Here is a 6,000-nt window from a genome sequence, read left to right as displayed (position 1 = left end):
CGCAGCCTGCAACCGGGCGCAGTCAGCCTGCAGAGCTATGACTTCAAGGCAGCCGGCAGTGCGCACAGCCAGCTGCCGACCCATCATCAATACAGTGCCGGCAGCCAGACCCTGGTGGCGGCCCTGGAGGACTATGACAGCCCCGGCAATCTGTATGGGGCGGACCAAGCCGATCTGGACCGCTATGCCAAGCAGCGCATGGAGGCCCTCGAAGCCCGCGCCAAACAATTCACTGGCTGCAGCAGCGTGCCCGAGCTACAGGTCGGGCAATGGTTCGAGCTGACCGAGCACGCCATCCATGACCAGGACGAACCGGCCAACCGCCAGTTCGCCGTCTTGCGGGTGCGCCACCAGGGCCGCAACAACTTCGAGGACGTGTTCCGACAGGGCCTGCACACCCTGTTCCCGGTGCTGGCGGACACGGAACAGCCGATCTACCACAACCAGCTGACTGCGCAACGGCGGCAAGTGCCTTATCGGCCCTGGTTCGACCCGCACCACCATGCCGGGCCGACCGCCCCTGGCCCGCAGATCGCCATCGTGGTCGGCCCCCCGGGGGAAGAGATCCACACCGACCGCTGGGGCCGGATCAAGATCCAGTTTCCCTGGCAGCGCCCGCAAGACCACCGCCCTGCCGACACCGGCAGCGGGGCCAGCCACAGCGACAACAGCTCGTGCTGGCTGCAGGTGGAGCAAGCCATCAGCGGGGCGGGCTGGGGCGCACGCTACCTGCCACGGGTGGGGCAGGCAGTGGTGGTGGACTTTCTGGATGGGCAGATCGACCGACCGATCGTGCGTTCGGTGGTGCACAACGCGCAGCACCCGGCGGTGGAGTTCAGCGCGCAGGGCAGTCTGCCGGGCAACAAGACACTGAGCGGCTTCAAGAGCAAGGAGTACCGGGGGGGTAGCTATTCGGAGCTGCTGTTCGATGACAGCACCGGCCAGGTACGGGCCCGGTTGGCGACCACGGTCGGGCAGAGTGCCTTGAACCTGGGATGGCTGGCGCATCCGCGCCAGGATGGCCGCGCCCAGCCACGTGGCAACGGTGCCGAGCTGCGTACCGACGATAGCTTGGCGTTGCGCTCGGGCAAGGGGATGTTGATCAGCGCGTTTGAGCAGTTGCGTGCCGAGGGGCCACAGTTGTCACGTGATGAGACGCTGCGGGTAATGGAAGAGTGCCTGAAACTGTTCAGGCAGCTGGGGGAATATGCCTGCAAGCATCAGGCACAGGCCACACAAAGCGAGCCACACCAGCAAATGCAGTCATACCTCAAACAGTGGGAGGAGGGGAATAATACCGCGCCAGACCGCTCGGGTGGCGGAGAGCCCATGGTGGCCATGACCGCGCCAAGTGGTTTGATCTTCAACACCCCGCAGACGGTGGCGACCCATGCCGGGCAAAACATCGACACCGTTGCGCAACAGCACTGGCAGCTTGCAGCAGGTGAGCGCATTGTCGCCAATGCCGGTCGAGGCGTGTCGCTGTTTGCACAAAGTGAAGACATGAAACTGATCGCCCATCAGGGCAGATGGCTGGGACAGTCCCAGCAGGCTGATGCCCACCTGGAAGCCGCCAAGAACGTCAAGATCAGCGCCAGTGGCGGCAAGGTGCAGGTGATGGCCAGTGACGAAATCATGCTAGTGACCGGCGATGGCACCTTCATCAGGCTCGGTGGCGGCAAGATCACCATGGGGTGCAGTGGCACCGCCACCATTCATGCCGCCAACCACCACTGGGTGGGGCCCGCAACGGACAGCGCAGACCTGCCTCAATTCGACAAGGGCGATGTCGGGCGCACCCCGCAATTGCTCCATCCCCTCACCCAGGCGGGTATCCCAGGAGTGCGCTACGAAATCACCCGTAACGATGGCAGCGTGATCCATGGCGTGACCGATGAACAAGGCCGGGTGGCGCCCATTGCACACAATGCCTTCGAAAACTTGCGGGTCCGTTTTATGGATTCGGATGACTGATTGAATGAATGAGTTTTAACCATGAGCGACACTAACTCGACACCTAGCTCCAAAGTCTTGTCTGATGGGCATTGCGTCTTGCTACCGGACAAAAGCGATGCCCCCTTTTACAGCAAACTCCCCTTGCCGGGGGTGATCATCTTGGTGCATGGCGTCAATTCTGATGGTGAGTGGTTCGACGCGGCGGAGCAGGGCCTGTGCACGGGCCTCAATACCCGGTTGAAACGCCATACCCAACGGTCGGCGGATCTGGCTCCGGGCAAACCATTGCTCGGCATCGAGGGTGGGCTGATGACCCCGGTGCACTATACCCGCGAGCTGACCGATACTGGGTTTGTCGATTCGGAACGCGATAGTGAAAATTTCATGACCGCCGAGCCAAATTACTCCCCAGTGATCCGGTTTCGTTATGGCTACAAATGCAGCAAAGACGAGCTGAAGCTGTGGGGCGAGCGGGTGTGGCTGAATGAATTCGACTACTGGGGCGGCGGGCCGTTTGCCAATGGCTGCACCACCCTGCCGGATCTGTGGAACAGCGGCATCAACGATCAGCTGTTTCTATGGCTCAGCACGCAGCACGTCAATCCGGCCATTGGCCGTGATGTATATAGCTGCCCCTCTCGCACCTATTACGTGCTGGCGGCCTTGCGGCTGGCCAAGCTGATCCAGTCGATTCGCGCCAAGCAGGCAGACTGCCCGGTCACCGTGGTCTGCCACAGCCAAGGCAATATGGTGGGGATGGGCGCAGCGTTTCTGGCAGATCGGCTTGGCATCCAGGCGGATAGCTATGTGATGTGCAATCCGCCACTCAGCCTGTTGGAGGACAATTTCATGGAAAGCTATGCCCAGCGGGACATGCGCGACAGCGACGGACGTAGTGGTCGCCAGCATATCGAGGCCCGCGTCACCAATCTGCAGCGCTATCTGGCCATGCTCAAGGCGCGGGCCAGCCATGCGCAGCCCGAGGCGATGATCGACCGGGCCATGGCGGGTGGCCAGTGCAGCCCCGGTGGGTTCAGCACGGCGGCGGATCGGCAGCAATATGGTATCGACGGGCACTGCCATGGCCGGGTCACCCTGTACTGCAATCCGCATGATCAAGTGATCTCGGCCTCACCGGTGCAAGGCATCGGCTGGCGTGGGGTCAGCGAGGCTGAGCTGGCTCGGCTGAACCGGCCTGGTGCTGCCGACCCGCACAACCCCGCCTTGGCGGCTGGGTCCGCTGCGTATTTCAGTCAGCGGGTGTTTGCCTGCGGCTACTTGGTTGGCCAAGCTGCGGGTGGGAAATATGATTACTGGCGAGACCGCTGGAATGCCCAGCCCAGCTCCAATGGCAAACCCGACTATCAGGGTTTCTGGGTGCCGCCTTCGCCCGCAGCGCGCTATTCGGTTGCGCAAGGGCTGGCCGCGTCGGAAAGCGTCATCGGCAAAGTCTTCACCCTCATCGGCGCCATTCTGGTGGCGCCGATCATGGGGCTTGCGAATGCCAAAATCAATGCCGAGCCCCCCAAGGCAGAGCGCGATAGCCCGGACTGGAGCGTACCGATCACCGCCCCGGCGCTGCCGGTGGTCTTCCACCCCCAGGCGATGCGTTATGGCCAGGTGTCATCGCAATTCGACGAAGGCTATGATCCACTTGGCAGCACTCGCGATGCCGGCAAAACGGACAAACGGGCCGATGACCCCTACGACAGCACCCCCATCCACACCGGGGTGGCGCAGCAGACCGACACCCCACAAGGTAACGCCGACACTGAGGCCCAGCAGCGCTATGAAGACCGGGCCCGGTTGCGTATGCAGGCGCGCCGGGAAGACCGGGAACAGGAGGATGGCAGCGTACCTGGCGAAGACCCTGGTGGCGAGGTCAGCGAGAGTTACCGCGACTGGCGCAACCAGCGTATTCGTGACTACTTGAAAGAGGGGGTGGATATCCCCGCCACCGATCATTCCACCATCGTTACCAACCCGCTGCACGCCGAGCTGGCGCTGGCCTATGATGTGGCGATTGGGGTGTGTCGGTTGAGTGATGCGGATTGGCGGGAGTTGCGGATCGAGGCGGATTGGCGTTATTCGAACAAGCTGGCCCGTGATGGTCATCCACATGGGCAGTACAGTAAGTATTTTGAGACTGGCATGATGAATCAGCAGCCGTTGCACCAATGGGTATGGGCTGATGCTGAGGCTAATATGCCAGTCACCGTGGCCGATCGCCGGGTGTGGGAGCGCGCGAATCAACAAGGGAGAGATCGATGAAATCCTGGCGATCCTCCCTCATTGCCTCCTGGCCACGTCGCATTGGCGTGGCGCTGGTGGTGTTTGTGCTGGCCATGTTGGCCAGCACCCTGTGGCTACGCAGCTTGCCTGCGGCCACTATGCAATCCTTATCTGATGGAGCTTTCATCATGCGTTGGATCGGTCTTCCCTCACTGTTGGCGCTGGCCAGCCTGGCATTGGCCACCGCCTGCCACACTACCCGCTCTACGCAGGCCACCGTCGCCACGCCTGCGGTTCCCAGCGGGCCCTTCAAAGTACAGGTAGTGGGGGTGCAATGGCTCAACCCGCTGATCCGACGTGACTATCCGACCGAATGGCAGTTGCTGTGGACGCTAGGTTTGACCAAACCCAATAAAAACGACGAGAAGGTCAGGGATAAGCCTGGGAAATTCACTACTATCCAGCCTATTTCGGCGATCATCGTGAATGATACTGGTAAGGTTAATATTCCGCGTTTTTTCGGAGGGTACTTGGCGGATACTATAAGGCCTATTGGCCGTGGCTATGCCCGGTTCGGTAGGTATTTTTATACGGTGCAACCAGATAGCCGTAGCCAGTGGCGCGAACTGCATGGCATTCATGTGCAGTTCGCGCTTCCAGCTGTGCCTGAGTTACCTGTAAATGAAGCTGTCGAGATTGTTCGAGAGGCTATGGATGACGAATTCGAGTTCTACAACCCCAATCTATCCGCCGCCAACATCCCCGCTGATGTTCAAGTGACTACCGGCGGGGCCAGCGCGGGTTTCCACTCACTGGCCGGGGCCATGGATTACTTGCAGGCCCACCCGGACAAGACCGCCTGGGTCATGAACTGGGACGCCCCGGATTTTCCAAAATACAAACAGATCAGCGAAAACTGCACGTTGCTGATCTTGGCTGGGCCGCAGTTTGACACGCAACGTGAGCCCTTGGCCTGGATTGGTCGCCCGGCTTTCCAGTCGGAGCAGGCGTTCACGGCCAAGGCTGGCCAAAGTCGTATTGCCCAGGCTTGGCAGGCTGCGCTGCACAGCGCCAGTGAGCAGGCGGCGATCAGCCCGGAGCAGATCGGCTATGTGATTCACGATGCGGGGCATGGCGATGATATCCACAGCAAGCGGCTGGGCCTGTTGGGGCAGACGCTGACGTTGAGCCTGCCGGAGCTGGATTTCAGCAAACAGACCTTCAACACCGCCAAACTACTGGGTGATATGCGGGCAGGCAGCGCCGTGACCAACTTGGCGCTGGCCATTGCCTGGTCGCACCAGCAGGGTAAGCCGGTGCTGGTGGCGGGCACCACGGAACCAGACCGCGCCACGGCAGTGGTGGTCACCCCACCCGCCAAGCCGCGTCTGCAAGATCCGAGCAGGGATTGGTTCCGTGCCCGTGGCGAGGGCTATACCTACCTGCCCTGGTGGGGGTTGCGCAAGGATCTGGACTGGTCAAAGTATCAGCAAGGGTATTCACAGTAAGGGCTCGGCACGTGTGTCTGGAGGGGAAATGAAGGGTGTGATCCGATTGGGCGATCCGACCAGCCATGGTGGGCAGGTCATCAGCGCCAGCAGCCGCAGCCTGGTGAGGGGCAAGGTGGTGGCTCGGGTGGGGGATGTCTGTTCCTGCCCGATCCCTGGGCATGGCGGGTGTGTGATTGTAGAGGGGCATCCACATCATCTGATCGATGGCATTCCTGTGGCTTATGAGGGCCATCACACCAGCTGTGGCGCCACCCTGATTGCGTCGATCAGCGGGACGGGGACGGTTTAGGTGCAGTTGACA

The 6,000-nt window shown here is 61.4% G+C and carries 4 protein-coding genes; all 4 read left to right on the top strand.

The window, feature by feature from the left end; translation table 11 throughout:
- Positions 1-1,974 (top strand): type VI secretion system Vgr family protein (locus HNQ59_RS16745; RefSeq protein WP_184041541.1); only part of this gene is annotated, 1,974 nt, incomplete at its 5' end.
- Between the two features lie 21 nt (positions 1,975-1,995).
- Positions 1,996-4,227, top strand: coding sequence for a T6SS effector phospholipase Tle3 domain-containing protein (locus tag HNQ59_RS16740; protein ID WP_184041540.1), 2,232 nt, complete (start codon positions 1,996-1,998; stop codon positions 4,225-4,227).
- The gene (locus tag HNQ59_RS16735) at positions 4,224-5,696 is read left to right on the top strand and encodes a hypothetical protein (protein ID WP_221320276.1); all 1,473 of its coding nucleotides are present in this window, start codon (positions 4,224-4,226) and stop codon (positions 5,694-5,696) included. The genes HNQ59_RS16740 and HNQ59_RS16735 overlap by 4 nt, the downstream gene beginning before the upstream one ends.
- A gap of 28 nt (positions 5,697-5,724) precedes the next feature.
- Positions 5,725-5,988: a PAAR domain-containing protein gene (locus HNQ59_RS16730; protein ID WP_184041539.1), complete on the top strand. Its 264-nt coding sequence runs from the start codon at positions 5,725-5,727 to the stop codon at positions 5,986-5,988.
- The last annotated feature ends 12 nt before the right edge of the window (positions 5,989-6,000 follow it).

Origin of the sequence: Chitinivorax tropicus (assembly GCF_014202905.1) — a bacterium.
Classification (GTDB): Bacteria; Pseudomonadota; Gammaproteobacteria; order Burkholderiales; family SCOH01; genus Chitinivorax; species Chitinivorax tropicus.
This window is presented reverse-complemented; position numbering and strand designations above follow the sequence as displayed.